The organism is Betaproteobacteria bacterium, from assembly GCA_016194905.1.
GTDB lineage: Bacteria > Pseudomonadota > Gammaproteobacteria > Burkholderiales > JACQAP01 > JACQAP01.
On sequence record JACQAP010000036.1, the window covers coordinates 79,197 to 97,146 of the forward strand.

Annotated in this window: 16 protein-coding genes, 1 tRNA gene and 3 pseudogenes; 14 read left to right on the plus strand and 6 right to left on the minus strand. The window is 60.0% G+C overall.

Annotation, left to right across the window (positions count from 1 at the left end; all coding sequences use genetic code 11):
* The first annotated feature begins 19 nt into the window (after nucleotides 1–19).
* From HY067_23165 to chrA, 5 genes are all read left to right on the plus strand, one after another.
* Nucleotides 20–466 carry a chromate resistance protein gene (locus HY067_23165; protein ID MBI3530856.1) on the plus strand — a complete coding sequence of 149 codons (447 nt, stop codon included), beginning with the start codon at nucleotides 20–22 and terminating at the stop codon, nucleotides 464–466.
* 33 nt (nucleotides 467–499) lie between these two features.
* Nucleotides 500–1,429, plus strand: coding sequence for a DUF1259 domain-containing protein (locus tag HY067_23170; protein MBI3530857.1), 930 nt, complete (start codon nucleotides 500–502; stop codon nucleotides 1,427–1,429).
* A 12-nt stretch (nucleotides 1,430–1,441) separates the two neighbouring features.
* Nucleotides 1,442–1,789 (plus strand): cytochrome c, encoded by a 348-nt coding sequence (locus HY067_23175; protein ID MBI3530858.1) that lies wholly within the window; start codon nucleotides 1,442–1,444, stop codon nucleotides 1,787–1,789.
* Between the two features lie 150 nt (nucleotides 1,790–1,939).
* The gene (locus tag HY067_23180; GenBank protein MBI3530859.1) at nucleotides 1,940–2,749 is read left to right on the plus strand and encodes a c-type cytochrome; all 810 of its coding nucleotides are present in this window, start codon (nucleotides 1,940–1,942) and stop codon (nucleotides 2,747–2,749) included.
* Nucleotides 2,750–3,247: 498 nt separating this feature from the next.
* Nucleotides 3,248–4,633, plus strand: coding sequence for a chromate efflux transporter (chrA, locus tag HY067_23185; protein MBI3530860.1), 1,386 nt, complete (start codon nucleotides 3,248–3,250; stop codon nucleotides 4,631–4,633).
* A 99-nt stretch (nucleotides 4,634–4,732) separates the two neighbouring features.
* Here the strand turns inward: chrA and HY067_23190 are convergent, their stop codons facing one another.
* The gene (locus HY067_23190; GenBank protein MBI3530861.1) at nucleotides 4,733–5,455 is read right to left on the minus strand and encodes a hypothetical protein; all 723 of its coding nucleotides are present in this window, start codon (nucleotides 5,453–5,455) and stop codon (nucleotides 4,733–4,735) included.
* A gap of 478 nt (nucleotides 5,456–5,933) precedes the next feature.
* The gene (locus tag HY067_23195) at nucleotides 5,934–7,877 is read right to left on the minus strand and encodes a pyrrolo-quinoline quinone (GenBank protein ID MBI3530862.1); all 1,944 of its coding nucleotides are present in this window, start codon (nucleotides 7,875–7,877) and stop codon (nucleotides 5,934–5,936) included.
* A 1-nt stretch (nucleotide 7,878) separates the two neighbouring features.
* Between HY067_23195 and HY067_23200 the strand changes: the two genes are divergently transcribed.
* Together HY067_23200 and HY067_23205 are read left to right on the plus strand one after the other, a co-directional pair.
* Nucleotides 7,879–8,139, plus strand: coding sequence for a hypothetical protein (locus HY067_23200; GenBank protein MBI3530863.1), 261 nt, complete (start codon nucleotides 7,879–7,881; stop codon nucleotides 8,137–8,139).
* Nucleotides 8,140–8,163: 24 nt separating this feature from the next.
* Entirely contained in the window at nucleotides 8,164–8,532 is a 369-nt protein-coding gene (locus tag HY067_23205) for a hypothetical protein (protein ID MBI3530864.1), read from the plus strand.
* Between the two features lie 248 nt (nucleotides 8,533–8,780).
* Here the strand turns inward: HY067_23205 and HY067_23210 are convergent, their stop codons facing one another.
* On the minus strand, nucleotides 8,781–9,032 hold the full coding sequence (locus HY067_23210) for an HAD-IA family hydrolase (protein MBI3530865.1): 252 nt from the start codon (nucleotides 9,030–9,032) through the stop codon (nucleotides 8,781–8,783).
* A 442-nt stretch (nucleotides 9,033–9,474) separates the two neighbouring features.
* Between HY067_23210 and HY067_23215 the strand changes: the two genes are divergently transcribed.
* The 4 genes and pseudogenes from HY067_23215 to HY067_23230 all read left to right on the plus strand — a co-directional run bounded on the left by HY067_23215 (nucleotide 9,475) and on the right by HY067_23230 (nucleotide 11,590).
* Entirely contained in the window at nucleotides 9,475–9,873 is a 399-nt protein-coding gene (locus tag HY067_23215; GenBank protein MBI3530866.1) for a MerR family transcriptional regulator, read from the plus strand.
* A 96-nt stretch (nucleotides 9,874–9,969) separates the two neighbouring features.
* On the plus strand, nucleotides 9,970–10,899 hold the full coding sequence (locus HY067_23220) for a sterol desaturase family protein (protein MBI3530867.1): 930 nt from the start codon (nucleotides 9,970–9,972) through the stop codon (nucleotides 10,897–10,899).
* Nucleotides 10,900–11,059: 160 nt separating this feature from the next.
* On the plus strand, nucleotides 11,060–11,380 hold the full coding sequence (locus HY067_23225) for a hypothetical protein (GenBank protein ID MBI3530868.1): 321 nt from the start codon (nucleotides 11,060–11,062) through the stop codon (nucleotides 11,378–11,380).
* A gap of 93 nt (nucleotides 11,381–11,473) precedes the next feature.
* Nucleotides 11,474–11,590 (plus strand): annotated as a pseudogene (locus tag HY067_23230) (IS3 family transposase).
* A 198-nt stretch (nucleotides 11,591–11,788) separates the two neighbouring features.
* On the opposite strand, the gene HY067_23235 reads toward HY067_23230, so the two are convergent.
* From HY067_23235 to HY067_23245, 3 genes and pseudogenes are all read right to left on the minus strand, one after another.
* Nucleotides 11,789–14,065 (minus strand): hypothetical protein, encoded by a 2,277-nt coding sequence (locus tag HY067_23235; GenBank protein ID MBI3530869.1) that lies wholly within the window; start codon nucleotides 14,063–14,065, stop codon nucleotides 11,789–11,791.
* Between the two features lie 141 nt (nucleotides 14,066–14,206).
* Nucleotides 14,207–16,009, minus strand: coding sequence for a hypothetical protein (locus tag HY067_23240; protein MBI3530870.1), 1,803 nt, complete (start codon nucleotides 16,007–16,009; stop codon nucleotides 14,207–14,209).
* Between the two features lie 577 nt (nucleotides 16,010–16,586).
* Nucleotides 16,587–16,988 (minus strand): annotated as a pseudogene (locus HY067_23245) (ORF6N domain-containing protein).
* Between HY067_23245 and HY067_23250 the strand changes: the two are divergent.
* The 3 genes and pseudogenes from HY067_23250 to HY067_23260 form a co-directional block, all read left to right on the plus strand.
* Nucleotides 16,948–17,261 (plus strand): annotated as a pseudogene (locus tag HY067_23250) (XRE family transcriptional regulator). The pseudogenes HY067_23245 and HY067_23250 overlap by 41 nt on opposite strands.
* A gap of 154 nt (nucleotides 17,262–17,415) precedes the next feature.
* A tRNA-Cys gene (locus HY067_23255) sits at nucleotides 17,416–17,484 on the plus strand.
* 232 nt (nucleotides 17,485–17,716) lie between these two features.
* On the plus strand, nucleotides 17,717–17,950 hold a 234-nt coding region (locus HY067_23260), incomplete at its 3' end, for a site-specific integrase (protein MBI3530871.1).

The window sequence follows — 17,950 nt, forward strand, 5'->3', positions numbered from 1 at the left end:
GATGAAGGAGAAAGGCACATTGAAATGGGTAACCCGTGAAAGGCCCAAGATCGACCGCGTTGCCTGTCCGTGGCTCATCACCCGATTCATTGATCCCTCCGCGGAATTTCTCTTTGTACCTTCGGACAAGGTAATTGGCATTGCCAAGGAGACCGGTGCGATCCCGTATGACATTCCCGGAGTGGAACTTAGCCACGTGCGGGAGCTATGCAGCTTTGACGCGTTCTTAAAGAAGTACGGGCTATCTGACCCCGCACTGGCAAAACTTGCCGTGATTGTTCGCGGCGCGGACACCGATCGTCTGGACCTCGCACCGCAGGCACCGGGGTTATTGGCGATTTCGCTTGGTCTGTCCCGCCGCTTTTCCGACGATCACGAAATGCTTAAGCACGGGATGGTCGTCTACGACGCGCTCTACGCGTGGTGCCGCGAGCTTCAGGGCGATCGTCACGGCTGGACCTACTGAGCTTCGCTGTCAGAACTAAACGATGGAGGACAAATGAATCCCGAAACCGATCTGTTTACAACCTATCTGCGACGTTCCGTCGTCGCATTTTCTTTTTCTGTGACGAGTCTCGTGGTGTGCCCGGCAATCTCTTACGCCGAAGAAGGCGGTCTCGACACCGCCCGCATCGAGCAACTCACCGACCTGAAGGGTTCGTACGACGCGAAGGAGGGCGTGTTCACGGTGCGCTATCCGCGCAACGACCTCGATGTCAACGCCGGCGGTATCCATATCACCGCTCCGTTCGGCTTGACCGCCTGGGCAGCATTTACCCGCACCGGTTCCCACGTGTCGGTGATGGGAGACATGGTGATGCTCGAAGACCAGGTCAATCCGGTCATGAGCGTAGCGCTGGAGTCGGGCCTCCAGGTCACCGCATTGCATAATCACTTTTTCTGGGAAACCCCACGGGTCATGTTCATGCATATCGGCGGCATGGGGGCCGAAGAGGACCTCGCACGGGCGGTGGGCAAGGTATTCGCAAAGATCAAGGAGACCGCAGGTGGCCGCGGCGAGGTGCTCCGCTCTCAGATTGATCCGGCGAAGACTACGCTGAATCCTGACCCCATCGCCGAGATCCTCGGCGTAAAGGGTGATCTTGCCAAGGGTGTCTACAAAGTTACGGTAGGGCGAACCACGAGCATGAATGGCCACGACATGGGCAAGTCCATGGGCGTCAATTCGTGGGCGGCTTTTGCCGGTGGCGATGACCGTGCGGTCGTGGCGGGAGACATCGCGATGCACGAGGACGAACTGCAGTCCGTATTGAAAACGCTTCGCGCGAACCGCATCGACGTCGTAGCGATCCACAATCATATGACCGGAGAGTCGCCACGAATTTTGTTTTTGCACTACTGGGGAATCGGGACAAGTCGTGACCTTGCCACCGGCGTAAAGGCGGCGTTCGACCTTGCCCATGACTGACAGGAGAAATATTTGCTGACCAAACAGAACTTGATGCCGTCGGTGTTAGCACTGAGTTTCTACTTGGCAGGCGCGGCGTCGGCAACCTTCGCCGAAGAGAATTCGGGTACTGAACAAGCAAAGCCTGCAATAGACGTGAAAAAGCTGTTCGCCACCAACTGTAGTTGGTGCCACGACGGCTACGGCATGGATGCCGGCAAAGGGCCAAAGCTTGCGAGCACCACAATGACCGAAGAGCAAATACGTCAGCGCATCCTGAATGGAAAATCCGGCGGGGCGATGCCAGGTTACAAAAAAGTGCTTACCGAGGAACAAGTAAACGTCATGGCGACCTACATCAAGGGGCTCCCTGCAAACTAGAACGTCTGATCGCCTGGGCGCTACGCAGTGGATGGGGGGCGCAAATTCCTCGCGTAAGAGAATGCATGGTCAGAACCACTTAACCTATTAGTGCGCCGCCTCCCTTATGGTAGGGGTACCGCGGTATGACATGCGCTCAAAGGAGAAAACATGAAGCCGAGAAATGCCGCTGGCGCGCGGACGCGGGTGACGCAGGACAGGCATCGTCCAGGTCACCGGGCGTTGTTCAAGCTGTTCCGCGAGAGCCGAATCTGGCATCGCGTGAACGTCCGAACCTGTCAGTATCTGAACAACCTCATCGAACAGCATCATCGAGCGCTGAATGCGCGAACGGGTGCGATGCTGGGTTTTGAAACGATTGTCAGCCCCGCGAGACCCATCGTAGGGATCGAGCTCGTTGATCGCATTCGAAAGGGGCAGTTTCATGTTCAGCCGGAAACGGGGACCCAAGCCGACGCTGTCGAAGCGAACTGCATGGGACATTACACTGGCATGAGCTACTCTGCCGGCATCGGGGAGTCGCACCGTTTCCGCGCCGAGTGTTTTCCCCGAAAGTTCCGCCCGAGCCTCTGGAAGCCGATGGGTCGAGCCTTTCTACTCATCGTGTGCACAGCACTGGTCATGCCATATGGTGTGGGGGCGCAGGCGGCGGAAACAGCCGCGCCGACACAGCCGCAAAGCTCGACGTCACAGGCAACCGGCAGCGGACCACCAAAGCAGGATTTCAGTGTCAAGAACACGTTTCGCAACATCTGCGGCTTCTGTCATGAAAACTACGGCCGCAAGGGGGCCAAGGGGCCTCAGCTGATGGGGACCGAACTCACCGACGATCAGATCTTCAACCGCATCAAAAACGGCAAGCCCGGTCGCATGGCAGCCTTCGGTGTCGCGTTCACCGACGATCAGATCCGCGATATCGTGACGTTTATCCGGGCCCTGCGACCGGACGTGGATCCATGAGACCCTGGCTGTTGATTGGCGCGCCAGTCCTTGACCCTACCCTAGGCCGAAGTTCCTTCCTCTCCAAGACGCATTTCCATTGTGAGTCAGTAGGTTGAATCAGTAATGTCCGATTAAAAGTTGAATAAGGTCCGTTGGTTATGCATGATCGATGCGACGGATGGGATTAATAACCAAGTTCCTTTGGCCTCTGAACCCAAATTGGGCAAGCAGGCTTGGCTGTTCTTTATCCTGACACTCCAAGGCCAGCAGCCCGCCGTGCGTATGCGCGTGTGGCGGGCGCTCAAGGCGCTCGGCACGGCGGTATTGCGCGACGGGGTTTATGTGCTTCCCAACTGGGACGAGTTTCTCGAGCCGCTGCAGGCACAGTGCGAGGAGGTCACTACCTCGGGCGGCAGCGCGCAGATCCTTGAGGTTGAGGCGCGAGACAAGTTGCAGGAGATGGAATTCCGGCAGTTGTTCGACCGCATGCCAGACTACGAAAAGCTGAATTCCTCTATGTCCACTACACCGCAAGCACCTGAAGCGATAGGCGCCGATTCCACGCCGCCGCCTCCCGCCCCGGTCTCCTTCTCCGAGGCGTTCCGCTTCTGGCTCAAGCTCGGCTTCATCAGCTTCGGTGGGCCGGCTGGTCAGATTGCGATCATGCATCAAGAACTGGTGGAAAGGCGGCGCTGGATTTCCGAGCGTCGGTTTCTGCATGCGCTGAACTACTGCATGGTGCTCCCAGGCCCCGAGGCGCAGCAACTTGCCACTTACATTGGATGGTTGATGCATCGCACGCCAGGCGGAATCGTCGCTGGCGGGCTGTTCGTGCTGCCATCGCTGCTGATTCTCATCGTGCTGTCGTGGATCTATGTAGCGTTCGGCAATTTGCCGCTGGTGGCCGGCATTCTGTACGGCATCAAGCCTGCTGTGACTGCCATCGTGTTGTTTGCCGCATACCGCATCGGTTCGCGTGCGCTGAAAAACGCACTGCTGTGGGCCATCGCGGTGGCCGCATTCGTTGCGATCTTTCTTTTCGAGATACCGTTCCCGTGGATTGTTGTCGGCGCCGGGATCGCCGGCGCCGTCGGCGGTCGCTTGTGGCCGACATTGTTCGTCTCCGGTGGCCATCAGGGTGCAAAGGGAGAATTCGGACCGGCGATCATCGACGACCACACACCGACACCGGAGCACGCGCGCTTTACCTGGTCACGACTGTTGCGCGTGCTGCTGATTGGCGTTGGACTATGGGCTTTGTTGATAGCAATACTGATTGCGCCGTTCGGCATGGACGGTGTTCTTACCCAGATGGGATGGTTCTTCACCAAGGCTGCGTTGCTGACTTTTGGCGGTGCCTACGCCGTGCTGCCCTATGTATTCCAGGGCGCGGTGGAAGGGCACGGCTGGTTGACGACGGCCCAGATGATTGACGGCCTTGCGCTCGGCGAGACCACACCCGGTCCGCTGATCATGGTGGTGGCTTTTGTGGGTTTCGTGGGCGGATGGGGCGCCGAGCTATTCGGCGCGGACCGCCACTTTCTTGCTGGTGCGATGGCAGCAACAGTGGTGACCTACTTTACGTTTCTGCCCTCGTTCATCTTTATTCTTGCAGGCGGACCCATCATCGAGACCACCCATCGGCAGCCGCGCATCACGGCACCTCTAACGGCAATCACAGCTGCCGTAGTCGGTGTCATCGTCAACCTGGCGGTGTTTTTTGCGTATCACGTGCTTTGGCCCGCGGGCTTGAGCGGTGGATTCGAGTGGCCACTACTCGTGATCGGTGTTTCCGCCGGCGTTGCGCTGTTCCGCCTCCGCGCCGGGGTCATACCTACCATCCTCGTCTGTGGCGCGACGGGACTTCTCTACCAGAACTTTGTTCGGCCGTTTCTCGCGTAGGCATCGATGATGGATTCAACCTCCAAGTGCAACACTTGAGGGCTTTGTGGACGATCTCGAAAGGTCAGGCTGCCGCTGGACAAGATCGCTTAAGACTCGTCAGAACCGCAGCCCGACTTTTGCGCCGTAGGAGGTCGCGTCTCCCGTCTTGTCAGCTTCGAAAGCCATGTTGAACAGGGCGAAATGCAAATTGACGCCTCCGAAAATCTTGTTCTCGCGGAAGGTCTCTTTGGTCAACGAGGGTATGTTCTTCGGCGTGCTGGTCACCCACACTGTGCCAACGCCAACGTAGGGCGTCACCACGGTAAATCCCTTGGACAGCGAGACGTCGATGCCCCGGGTATCGAAGTCAAGCTGGTCCACACCCGAAAGTCTGGTGTAGCTGCCGCGTATTGCCAGCGCCGGTGTCGCCACGCTGCCGGCGAGGATCGCGTACTTCGCCTCGATGCCGATGAGCTTGATGTTGGAACCCGGGACGGCTGCGTACGAAGCGCCGATATCGATATTGAGCGGCAAGCCCTTGATCGCCTGGATCCTGGGAACGACTACCGTGGATGGCGCGCTGGATGACGTGACTTTTTCCAGTACTGCACCGTGTTCCAGCGAGGTGGCGTTTGCCGAGACTCCGATATCGAACCCGGTAATGCCGAGCGGTTCGGCGGGCGATAGTGGCTTGTAGCTCAACGCCGCACCGAGGTCTTCCGAGAGCAGTCGAAACTCGGATTGCGTGGCATTCTGCAGTTGATCGATGGTGCCGCCCGCGAACGCCACGGCCGCGCCGGTCAACAGGGCCAGCGCCGTGATGCCTTTCAAAACTTTCATTATCCGTCTCCGAGAATAAAGAGAAAGAACGGGATCGCCGGAGTTGGCGACAATGAAACTGGCTTGGATCCCGTCCGATATTTTTTGCGCAGTCAGTCTAACACTTGGAGGAGATCATGCAGCGACGAGGCCGGGAAGTGGGAGGAGTCGCGACCTCTTGTGTCGGCTTGCGCGGTGGATTGAAATCACAAGCCCTGTCCAATGAAAAACGGCTAGACGCTTTCGCATCTAACCGTTTGATGTACTGGCGCACTGGACAGGATGAATCTGGGCACTGGATTGATGTGGTCATATTGCCCTGATCGGCTGCCGTTCAGCCGTTTGATCGAGAGAAGGCCCGGGCTTCCCGCCGTCACGAGGAATTCTGGGCGGGAGAGGAAACTTCAAGCACAAGATCACCCTCGATCGAATGGAGGCGCGCGGCGAATATCCCCGGAGGAAGTGGCGCCGCTAGCAGGTCTCCACATTCGCGGGCCGGCTAGGGCGCGAAACCGTACACCGTGACGCTTGAGCGGCCCGCCACATAGACCTTGCCGTTCGCGACTACCGGCGGCACGAACTTCACGGCGTCGCCGGCCTGGTCGGCCAACTTGGCATCGCTGCGGTACACGGCGGTCCCCAGGCTGGACGCGTCATATGCGCGCAGCACGGCCGGACCGAGGGCGGCACCGTTCGTCCCGTTCATCGAGGCGTCGACCACCCAGACGACACCGTTCGTACCGGCCTGCGAAGACACCACAGGAACCGCACCCGGCACTTCGAGCGTCAGGTCCGTGGCGCTCCCGGCTGCCGTCATGGTCGCGTTCGTGATCTGGTAGGCGCGCAACGTGTCCGTGATCGCGGCCACGTAGATCCGGTCGCCCAATACCGCCGGCGTGTCGAAGAATCCGCACAAGACGCACGGCGTCGATGCCAGCACTTGCACGGTCTGGACATTGGCGTCGGCACCCGAACCAGCGTACCGACCCATGTTGTCGCGATCGACCAGGTAAAGGTAGCCCTGCTTGTCGCCACCCACCAGCAGGTGCGGATGAGCGGTCGAGCCCATGGTGTCCGGCAGCACGACAGGCGCACCGGAGCCCAGGTCCCAGTCGTTGATATTCAACGTGCTTTGGTTTCCCGGTGTGAAGAAATCGGCGACGAGCAGGCCGCCCGCGGTGGCGAGTCGCAGGAACGACTCGCCGAAGTCGTCGTTCGGGGCGACCGGCGGAACCGTCGCGCTGGTGTCGAAGGTGCCGTTCCCGGTCATCACGTAGACGTTGCCGCTGGCGTCTGCAGCCGGGCCTCCGCCTGCCATCCAGATCCCACCCTGCTCCCCGTTGGGCGTTACATTGAACATCGTCGTGCGCTGCAGGGTATCGGCATCGTAGCCGACGATCCAGCCGTGGTACGGAGGCTTGTCGCCGTGTGACGCCCAGGCAATGTAGACGACATTGTTGAGCATCAGCAATGCCGAGCGCTGGTTCTCCCTCAGGGCATCGAACGTGTTGCCGCCAACACCGCTGCCCGTGGAGGTGGCCTGGATGACCGTTGGTCCACCAAACTTCTCGGACCCGGTGCCGAGATCGAGGGCGTGCAGGCGCTGGAAATAGCCCCCGCTCTCCTGCGTCTTCGCCACGACGTAGATGGTGCCTCGGCCTACGTCGATGACCGGCGTGCCGGTGACGCCAATCTCCGGCACGAGGTCGCCCGTCTCGCCGGTGTCGGCCGGCGAGACGGGCGTGATGCCCGCACCGAGGAAGCTCGTCTTCCAGTACTGCGTGCAACCTGAGCTATCGGCATCAAATGCGTACACGCTGTCATGTTCTGTCGCGACGATCAGGACATTGTGCGTGGCACCGGCGATGGCGACGTTCGCCACGTAGAGCGGCTGTGCGTAGATCTGCCCATCGACCGCGCACGAGAAGATCTTGCCGAAGGCGCCCGGAGTCGCGAGGCGGGCCGGCGTCAGCGCGTACTCCTTCGGGTTGTGGCCGGTCCGGGCCACGTCCACGTGATGAGTAACGATGCCGGTCAGATCCGTGACGGCGACGACCGCCGTTCCGTTCTTGGTCGGATCGGCCTGACTCGTGGCGGTGATCGTGTGTGTACCGCCGGCCGAAGGGGGTGTGTAGTGCCCGCTGCCGTCGATCGTGCCGGCTGTTGCGTTGCCGCCGTCGACGCCGTCGACGCTCCAGCTGACGGCCGTGTTGCCCGTGCCCGAGACAGTCGCCGCGAACACTGAGCGCTGGGACGTCGTAACGGCAACGATCTGCGGATTGACCGCCACCGTTACCGGCAGCGCTGCAGCGGTGATGGTGAGGGCCGCCGCGCCCTTTGCGGTCGCGTCGGCCTTCGACGTCGCGACGACGGTGATGCCAGGTGGCGCCGGAACTGTGGTGGGCGCCGTGTAGGTAATGGTAGCGCCAGACGTTGCGCTCAACGTGCCGCACTCAGATCCTGTACATCCAGTTCCGGAGACACTCCAGGTCACGCCAGCACTGCTGGGATCGTTGGTGACGGTGGCCGAGAGTGGCTGCGTTGTCGAGACCGTGACCGACGCCGTGGAAGGAGTCACGGTGACGGCGACCGCGGGTGGTGTCGTGAGCGTGACCCGCGCGGATGCGGATTTCGTGGCGTCAGCCTGGGACACGGCGGTTATCGTGACGGTGGCGGAACTCGGTAGCGTCGCGGGTGAGGTATAGAGGCCGCCCGCCGATATCGTCCCGGTGGTGGAACTGCCACCGTCTACGCCGCTCACCTGCCATGCAACGACCGTGTTGGTGGCGTTCCTGACGGTCGCTGTGAACGGTACCGTAGCGCCGCCGACGACGGCGCTCGCCGAACTGGGCGCGATTGCAATCGTTACCGGATTCGAGGGCGCCGCCGCGCCGCCCGAACCCCCTCCGCAGGCAGTAGTCAACATGGACGCGAGCACTGCCGCGTACAGCATGAGGTGCTGGCCTGCGCCCCGCCACACGAATACGCAACGCGACGCACGCGAACTACACTGCGGTATGTGGAAGGGCAATTCATCAGATGATTTCATGACGCAAGCCTCTGATTCGTCACTCGGAGCCAAGGCCGTAAGACCTTAGCCTCAGCGGTGGAGATCAGTATGGCGCCCCCGGACGAAATCGTCACTTGCCGCACGCTTTCTGTCGAGGTTACGGGTTGTCGCCGCTTGCCAATTGATTCGCGGTTGGCGGCTGTTACCGGAATCGGACAAGTCGCAGAGGAGGTGGTTGTTCGAAAATTTAGGGGCGTGGTCGATGGGCTCGGAACGGCTCCGGGCTGATCAATCATGCCGAAGAAGGCTCAAGCCTGCATCAGCGCCAAGCCCTGGTCATCCGCGACGACTGTAGCTCGGTGATAGCTGGCGAGTAGTGTGCGCCGTTTCGATGGCGTGGGCGTGAGTGGCGCTGATCACCACGATAGTCGCCCCTGCGGCCTCCGCCGCCGCGATACCAGCGGCCGCATCTTCGACGACCAGACAGGCCCGAGGGTCGACGCCGAGCCGCTGCGCCGCGCGCTGATGACAGTCCGGCTCCGGTTTACCGTGCGAGACGTCCTCGGCTGCGATCAAGATATCAGGCATGGGAAGCGGAGTTTTCGCAGCCGTGCCTCGCCACGACAACCGGCTGGTCCGAGCACTGGATCAACGATCGCATTTATCCCCGGCGTCCTTTCCTTTATCAGCCCAGAGCAAGGCAGATCGACGATCTCCTATTCAGACAACTGCGGTCGTATTTTTCTCACATCAGAATAGAATCGGGAGGCTGATGAATTCAGCAGCCTTCGCAATCGATTCAGTGGTCGGTGATTGCGGACCACACGCGGGATATGCGCACCTTCAAGGCGACTCGATCTTTCTAGTCGAGCAGCCAGCATGAAGGGTTCGCGCTGCTGGCAGGATGTAAATGAAAAGGGCCTGCATTTCTGCAAGCCCTTGAGAAGATGGCGCGCCTGGCAGGATTTGAACCCACGACCCCTTGGGAGACGAAAAACAGAGGGAACCTCAGATCGCGATGGATGAAAGCATGCACCCTATCTTCACTGCCCGGACCCACCGGGAAGACCCTTACTTATATATCGGCAAGGTCGCGCAAATTACCGGTGCCTCGCGCAAAGCCATACGCCTTTACGAGGCAATGGGGCTGATGCCGGCGCCCGCACGGCGCGGGAAGTACCGTGTGTACTCCGAGCGCGACGTGTTTCTGGTGCACGTTCTCAAGTACTCGCAGTCGTTCGGGTTCAAGCTGTCCGAGATGAAGGAATTGGTTTCCGCCAGGGTGAGCGATAAGCGATTCCCGCTGAAGCTTGCCAACGCCCTCTTCGATCGGAAGCGCGCGTCGCTGGCTGCGCAGATTGATGCCATCCGCGATCTCGAGAAGCGCCTCGTTGCCATGCAACGCGAGATGAACCGCCGGTTCGCATGATCCCCTGCACGCACCGCGCTTGACTCTCCCCCCTAAAGGCAGGGTTCACCCTCTTAGCCTGACTGGACACGGGCGCCCGCCCAGAAGGGTGGAGAGATGAGAATCGATTGGAGGAAATGGATCGAAACGGTCCTCAGGTTCGGGCTGTATCCGCTATTGCTCGGCACGACGCTCTGGTACGCGTGGGTCGAACTGAATCAACCCGCGGGCCAATTGGGGAGATATTACGGCTACTACCTGTCCGGGCTGGTCGGCCTCATGGTGCTCGTCGAGGCGCTGCATCCGCTGCGCAGGGACTGGAAGATGACCACGGCCAGTTTCTTCCGGCGCGATCTGCCGTTCCTACTTATCGGCAGCACGACGCTCGGGCTTGCCAATTACGCGGGGGGTTGGGCGATCCTGCACTACAGGCTCGCGCGTGGCGACTCGCACGCCGCGCTGCTCCTGGTGCCGGCGGTGATCCTTGCACTGATCATTCCGGATTTTCTGTGGTATTGGCTGCACCGCTTGAGCCACGAAGGCAAGGGCCGGCTTGGCCGGTGGCTGTGGTGGGTACACGCCCCGCATCATCTGCCGCAACAGGTCTATGTCATGATGCATGTCGTCGCACACCCGCTTAATACGATCGCCGTCCGACTCATCCTCACCGCGCCGCTGTTCTTCCTCGGATTCTCGACCGAGGCGATGTTCGTGGCGAGCCTGATACTGGGGCTGCAGGGCTTGGTGTCGCACTTCAACGTGGATATCCGGGTCGGCTGGCTGAATTACGTGCTGGTCGGTACCGAGTTGCACCGCTACCACCACAGCGCCGATGTGGCGGAAGCGATGAACTACAGCGCCGTGGTGCCGTTGTGGGACATCCTTTTTGGCACTTTCGTCTACCGCCCGGACGTTCTGCCGCGCGCATTGGGCGTGGGCAACCCAGCGGAATACCCGGCGGACCGGGAGATTCTCCGCGTTCTTGGGCTTCCGTTCGCGCGGCCGCAACAAAGCTTGCGAATCGATTGGGCCTCAGCGAAGTGTTGAACGATAATGCTCTCGAAACGACGCAATGTACCGGTGACCACCGGTCCAACTATACCTTCCACCGGACGGGCAAAATCGGCGCGCCGGTGAAGGTGCCGTTGGGCGTCTTAGCTCGGTCCCGCAGCATACCCGCCGTCATCGCTTAACGGAGTCCATCGCAGTGACGATCGACATCGATAAACTGACCGAGGCCGAACTCATCGATCTCAACAATCGCGTCGTCGCGCGTTTGAAGTTCCTGCATCAGATGCGCGCGCACGCGCATATGCTCGATTTCAGCATCGGTGAACGCGTGTCCTTTCAGCCCGAGGGTCACCCGGTGCTTACCGGCATCATTTCGAAGTACAACCGCAAGACCGTCACCGTCATCACCGAGAACGGGCAGCAATGGAACGTCGCGCCTGTTTTGCTGCGAAAGGCCGAGCCCTCTGGGAGTTCGGAGCCAGCATCTGCGCAGGTTATCAATTTGCCCAGAAAGTAGTCGCGCTTCGGCCACATGACGCCCAACCCTCTCTCCATGAACCCATAGGCCAAGTCCTTCGAGCGGATCCACCGCAAGTGGTATGCAACGTGCGAAGAAGTGCGTGCGGATATCTTCGACTACATCGAGCGCTTCTACAACCGCAGGCGCCGTCACTCGACCCTAGGTCAGATCAGCCCGGTTGAATTCGAAAGACGCTTCGCAGGCTAGCAAAGTGTCCGTGAGAATGGGGGAAGCCCAAATATCACCTTCACTACTTTATCCTTCGCTTCGTGATTTTGTGCAGTAACACCGGGGAATGCCGCAAAAAATTGCGCGCCAAGCCGCGCGGCATAAAAATCCGGCCAATTGCCGCGGAAACGAAAAACGCAGTCGTAGTGCACCCTGTGCATATTTGTGCACCAAAGCCTATCTGACGCGAATCTCCGCCGCGATTCCGCCTAGAATTTTTCCTGAGCGGCGGTCTACTTGGGCCAGGTCAAATTTCATGACCTCGCCTATGACGGCGTTAGGAGGGACAATGACTTTCAAACCGTAGACGTGCTGCTCGGTCGGTTGGACGTCGATAGGCATCTTGAAACCACTATTCTTCGTGAACGGCATTTCGACTCGATCGGCAAAGAGCTCGGCGAATCGCGGGCTGTCATCCGCGGTGATCCACCCCCAGTCCTTCAGAGGTAACTGCGGTTGCTGTCCGCAATCGCTCAGCTGTCCGGCGGCCATATTCTTCGCATTTTGCGCAAGTCGACTACGTCTGCGCTTTTCCGCGAGTTTTCCGTCGCTGCGTATAAGGCTGACCGATTCCGGAATGAACTTCTGGTGCGGTATGAGCTGAAGAGCGAACTCCCCGATGACCCTGCGAAATAGATTTGGCACTACGAATGGGATCACTATGAATTCGTTCGGCCGAAGATCGATGATGGTTAGGTTCTTCTGAGCCAGATTGTTATGTTCCCAGGCATGGGCTGCAATGGCGGGGAAGTCCCCTGGTGTCAGGACCGACGCGAGTAGGCAGGCATGCGTTCCCGCCGGTGGCACGAGACTCGTCGGCCATCGCGCCTTCAAAACAGTCGACTGCCCGGCGGATAGGTTGAATCCGACGACGGCCGCAGCGCAGGGAAGAAAATCGGCCGGATAGGAAAATTGGGTGCCAGCGAAAGTCTTGACCTGGAAGGCAACCGCAAAATGTTGCGCCGTGGCCGAGGGGCTCCTATTTCGAACCCGCGCATAGATCCAATTGTCCTGCCCGTATTCCGGGTTCTGGTGAACGCTGCTGCCGTCATCCGCATTGCGCACCCACAGGTCGGGCGAATCCCAGAAGCGCCCGGCCCAGGCGTTGTTGCCTGGGTCGCCGATCTCGTCGCGTAGCCACAGGTCCGGCACCGGTACAGGGGTCGTGAATCCGTAAGCGAAGCGATGGAACGCATTCACCAGTTGGGCGTTGCCCGTCTTGCAGAGTAGGAAGGCCTCGAAATCGTACGTGGCGGCGACCCGGCCCTTGAACTGGCTATAGAATTCGCGCATGAGTGACTTCAACGTGGCGACACCAAGCAAGGCCGCCACGCCTTCCCAGAACGCTTCACCGTCGCCATAGGCGTTGCTGGCCGTGACGCGCTGCCATTCGTTCTGCGAACACAGCTCGATAGGCGGGTTTGCGAAGTTGAATGGCGTGGCCCCCATCGATCCGTTATCGTGATAGACGTCCCAGCCCTCGTCCCACCAGCCATCTTGCTGGCGGGCGGGCTTGACGCCCCGCGCCCACCAGCTGTGGTACGTCTCGTGGCGCAAGGATGCGGGGACCGATGTGGTCCCTCCTTCGTATTCCATGCCGCCGGCGGACAGGAACGCCACGTACCGACTACCGTGCAGGTATGGACCCACGTCGTTCTCGTTGGTCGACAGGTAGGCTTTGATGTTGTTGACCGAGTTGACCAGGTCGGTCGCCATGTCGGTGTTCAGCTTCCACCCTTCTATGGTCACGACATTGCCGGAGACGGGCAGGGTCAGCAAGTCGGTCCACAGCGTCACCGTGTCGGTGGCCCGCACGTCGAGCAGGGTGGACAATGCGCTGAATCGGTCGGGAAAACTGATCGACCAGTGGTTGGCGCCGAGGCTCGTGACCGCGCCGTTGGTGATCACCGAGTGAGCGATTGCGGTGTTCTGGATGTCGATCTCGATCGTGAGCTGGAACTGGTCGTAGATCAGGTTCGCGGGAATGAATGCCTCGAGGTAGCGCGAAGGACGCAGGTCCGTGAATCCGAAGTTGAAGCGCAGTCGCGGCCCAGCATCCCACACCACGTGGGGTGTGTAGTTGCCCGCGACGTCGGTTTGCGGCACGCCAACTGCATACTGCACCCGCAGCGTGTGCGCGGAGTGAGCGGTCTGCACCATCGCGACGATGCGCAGGTCGGCATTCGGCCCGCCGCCGAAGTCATGGTGCGCGAGCAGCGTGGGCGCGATCGGCACGCCGTCGAGCCATGCACTGGTGATGGTCTGGCGCAGGTCGAAGATCGGGCAGCCATCCTGGCCGCCCATCAGGTAGGTGAGTGTCGCGTCCCCCGTGGCCGTCGAGGTGCTGCCGTCGAAGACGACATGCGCGTCGATGGTCTGGATATCCATGGGCACGCCGAACAGGCCGTCGACGAGCTTGGGCTGCGGCGCATACTGCAGGTTGTCGGACGCCATGATCGGCCTCCTGGGTGGGGAGTCGAAGAAACGACCTGGACCTCGGCGCTGCGCTGCGAACGCGCATGTCGAAGTGAAGGTCCCGAGACACGCCGCAGAGCCAGGCGCGGGGCCAGGCTCCGTAGCGCATGCGGTGGACGCTTACTTGCGTTTGGCGGTCGCCAGCTTGTCGTCGTAAAAGGCGGCCATGCACTTGCCCACGTCGTGCGTCGGGTGGTCGCGAACGACCTTGCCCACGCGCGATACAGCCTCTTTGAGGTGATAAGCGTGTCCACCCAGGGCGATGAATTTGCCTACTTCGGGGTTCATCATGTGCGCGATGACGTCGTTGTCGCGCTCCGTCACCGGGTAGTCAACGAGGACTTCCAATGAGTCGGTCGCGCCCACCTTGATGTCGCCCGCATTCCACGACACCGTGAGTTCCACCGTGTGCTTGCCCGGTGCATCAAAGGAAAAGCCCTGGGTACTCCAGAACAGGTGGTGCTCGGCCGTGCGTGTCTCTCCCGGCTTGAGGTCCGACAGTTGGGACGCATCGCAGACGATCACGAACGGCGCCACGTCCAGCGCGCTGCCGTCAGACTTCACGACCCTGAGCTCGGCGAAATCGTGTTCGATCCCGACGAAGTTCGGCGCCTGGATTGTGTCGCTCCCGGAGTTGGTCATCGTCCAGGTCAAATGGAGAGGCTCGCCGATTTTCACGCGGTGCTTCGTGGCCTCCAGGCTCAGCTCGAGCGAAGGATGCTGGACGACTTCGTCGGTCGTGTGATCGGCCTCGTCCTCGGAAGGAACCGGAATGCCGTTGTGCCCCGCTGTGAACGTCATGCCTCCGGGCCTGATGATCGGATCGGGCAGGTGCCGGAGATGGTGGCGCACGTGGCTGTTGAAATCGAGATTGATGTCGTCCGGGAACGTGCCGCTCGCAGCGTGGATGGTGTTGGCGACGCTGGGCGTCGTTGTCATGATCGAGTTGTCGGCGCCGCCCTCCTGTTCCTGGTGAATCTGGTTGAACCCATGGGTGATCTCATGGGTGCAACTGCGCAGGAAGGCGCGCGGCACGTTCTTCTGCTGCTGATTGGCGGCGGACCCGAACCACGCACTGTCCGAGGACGGATAGCCGTCTTCGCAGAAGCTTGCGACACCCTCGCGCGGAACATTGATGGTGTCGAACATTACGCCGCGTCCGCAGCCGAGTTGCGCCTGCACGACCAGAACATGCATGTGCCAAGTGGCATCGAGGTTGACGGCGGAAAAGTCCGAAAGTGACGTCATGACAGCGTGCAGGGCGTTGCTCGGCCAGCAGGCGGTTGGGACCGTTGGCGGCATGGTGGTCGGAACCGGCACCGGATTGGGATCGGTCAGAACCGTCAGATCCCAATGCGCTTTAGCGTAGATCGTATTGAAGTACTCGCTGCCGCCGCCGCTCGGAACGGGCGCGGGCGCCACCGAGCCCGCCATTGTGTGGACTTCGACCGTTGCCCTACGGAACATCGCGCTAACCCACGCCAGCGTGACCGACAGATTGCCCTGCAGGACGCCACCGATGTAGACCTGTCCTGTGAAATAGGGTCCGGCAAAGCCCGCTGGCGGCGCGATGGACATGAGGTAGATGTCCATGACCCGACTCGCGCTCGCCGGGAAGGTGCCGTCGAAACTGCCCGCGGCCGGTTGCGTGTAGTCGTACTCCTCGACCGTGAGATGGATCTTGCAGGCACCCTTTGAGATGAACGGAATGTTCACGGCGGTGACCTTGAGATAGGAGTTGTAGCGATTGCGCGCATAGATCGGAATGGTCGTGGGACCGAACGACGGTATTCCGCCGCCGAGCAGCACATCGAACCACGAGTAGCGATACGTGTCACCGCTGACGGCGTAGCTCGTGCCGTTCTTCTCCACTCGCAGCGTACCGAGCCGATATTTGCTGCCGAACCACCGGCGCGGTGTCACCGCGGGTGTGCTCGTGATGTTCAGCTGATAGCAGCCTTCCGGGAGGCTCAGGTGGCAGAGATGGAAGGGCGGGAGGCCGCCGCCCGGAAGCGGAATGCCGCCCGGTAAGGGCCAGGGCCAGGGCAGTTGCCCGATGCCTGGGGGTAGTTCCGGGCCTTCAGGATTAGGCGTGAAGTCGCCTGGTTTCACAAGGGAAGACACAGGAATTTGGGTCGATATGGACCTTTGTTGAGAAGGCATTTTGTAACTCCTTTATTAGATGTAAGGAGACGAAACGGCATTATTAAGTTGGCAATACGGGCCGAACTATTTCCGACTCTCGACCGAGAGAAGATCGCAACACACGTATCTCGGCAAGCTTTGCAACCCCTGGGACGGATTTTAGGGATATCGTTATCCACTTCGGTCCCACTCAACCCAGCATTTCCCGCTGAACTTGACCATGCCCACCGAAATAATAAATTGCCATTACTCATTCATACCGTACGCCTTCGACACTTACATATCTCATACATATCTCATATCAACTAGATTTTGCTTCGAATCGCTTACCACTACATCACCCGATCGTATTAGGTCATAGGTTCGATGTAATCGAAGACATCCGTACGCGCTTCTTCTCGATATGGTCGCGCTTGGCGGCGAGTTCTTTGTTGGAGGCGATCAGCTCCCAGAGGCGCACGAAGGCACGCATGATCCTCACGTTAACCGCGATGGCGCGCCGGGCGTTGAGCACCGAGGAGAGCATGGCCACGCCTTGCTCGGTGAACGCGTAGGGCGCATAGCGCCGGCCACCGCGGCCCGGATACTTTGAGGACACAAATTGTGATCTCAAAGCCTCCACCTCCTCGGCGGCAAGCTGGGGCAAGAAATCCTACGGGAAGCGCTCCAGATTGCGCTTGATCGCCTGCACCAGGACTACGGTCTCCACCTCGGGGATGTTGCAACGAAAGTTCGGCGACTCGACGTCCTCCGACAACGTCTATCGCGACCTAGGTCAGGATAACGCCAGTTCAAGGCGCTGCTCGCCGCCGAGATCATCAAGACCCTCGATCGCGAACGTCTATCGGTGCGTCGGACCCAGACCCGCGCCAGCATTGCGGCGGCGGACTTCTCCCGTATCCGCAATGTGGATCCCGGCCGTTTCACGCTCGACCGCCTGATGGGAATCATTAATCGCCTTGGCTCGCGCGTCGAAGTGAAGGTGAAGGTCAAGCCGGCGACCCACACGGCGCGCCCGCCGCCGGTCTGACGCGGGGAGGGAGGCTGTCAAAATTTGCGTGGCAGGAGTGGGTACACAACGGCCACGCACTTCCGAGTGGCAAAACGAGTGGCAATGTCGGGTAATGATTTGATCAGGAACGATATCCGGAGGTCTGCAAAACTACGCTGCATCGAAACAAGTTGGCGCGATGGCAGCGTGGTCATGCAGAGGATTGCAAATCCTTGTACGTCGATTCTGGTTCGCGCCTCCAATACAGCCAAGTGATAACAAGAACATTCTTGATTTGCCGCGAGACAAAACTTATAGCATCGCCTTACGGCGGCTCGTTCAGTCATAGCAGTTGGTCTCGAACCCACGACCCCTTGGTTCTAAACACAGCGTCTTAAATAACGCCGCATACTCGTCACGGCGCTGGGGGGAATAATCCTTTTATGCGGCGTTATTTGTGTCGCCATGTTTAAAACAATAGGGCATGGCAACGGGTGCGCAGGAATATAGGCATTCCCGATCTGCACATCCACGATCTACGCCATACCGTGGGAATGCGGTTACGCGAGGCTGAAGTTCGGGAAGAGACGATTGCCGACATCCTTTGGCATGTTCGCCCAGGGATGACAGCGCACTACTCGGTGGCCCAGGTTGCCGAACTGGTGGACGCGCTAAATCGAATTACCGATGAGCGCAGTCGGACGAATCGAAGCCTGGCAATGATTGCA